Source organism: Variovorax boronicumulans NBRC 103145 (assembly GCF_001591345.1).
Taxonomy (GTDB): domain Bacteria; phylum Pseudomonadota; class Gammaproteobacteria; order Burkholderiales; family Burkholderiaceae_C; genus Variovorax; species Variovorax boronicumulans.
The window spans coordinates 1-859 of record NZ_BCUS01000276.1 but is presented as its reverse complement, the minus strand read 5'-3'; the positions used below and the strand labels follow the sequence as shown (position 1 = coordinate 859).

Sequence of the window (859 nt, the reverse complement as noted above, 5' to 3'; positions counted from 1 at the left end):
GGCAGCCGACGGCGGCTGGAGCTACACGGCTGACAACAGCCAAGCGGCGATCCAGCAGCTTGGTGCGGGTCAATCGATCAGCGACAGCTTTACTGCAGTCTCGTCTGATGGAACGGCCAGCCAACTCGTGACCGTGACCATCACCGGGACCAACGACGTGCCAGTGATCGGCGGCGTCGCCACCGGCGCGACGAGCGAGGATGCCTCGACGCCGAAGCTGAGCGCCAGTGGTGCGTTGACGATCGCCGATGTGGATGCGGGCCAGTCGAACTTTGTGCCGCAGGCGAGCACTGCCGGCAGCAACGGCCACGGCAACTTCACGCTGGCGGCTGACGGCAGCTGGAGCTACACGGCTGACAACAGTCAAGCGGCGATCCAACAACTGGCTGCAGGTCAATCGATCAGCGACAGCTTCACCGCGGTGTCGTCCGATGGAACGGCCAGCCAACTCGTGACGGTGACCATCACCGGCACCAACGATGTGCCGGTGATTGGCGGCGTAGCCAGCGGCGCGGTGAGCGAGGATGCCTCGACCCCGAACCTGAGCACCGGCGGGGCACTGACGATTGCCGATGTCGACCAGGGCCAGTCGAACTTCGAGCCTCAAGCAAGCACCGCCGGCAGCAACGGCTACGGCAACTTCACGCTGGCGGCCGGCGGCAGCTGGACCTACACGGCCAACAACAGCCAGGCGGCGATCCAGCAACTGGGTGCCGGGGAGTCGCTCAGCGATAGCTTCACCGCAGTTTCCTCCGACGGCACGGCCAGCCAACTCGTGACCGTGACCATCACCGGGACCAACGATGTGCCCGTGATCGGTGGCGTGGCCAGCGGTGCGGTGCAAGAAGATCTTGCGGTG

The 859-nt window shown here is 65.4% G+C and carries 1 protein-coding gene; it reads left to right on the top strand.

All coding sequences use genetic code 11. The features are described from left to right. Positions 1 to 859 (top strand): VCBS domain-containing protein (locus VBO01S_RS31520; protein ID WP_218005435.1); only part of this gene is annotated, 859 nt, incomplete at both ends.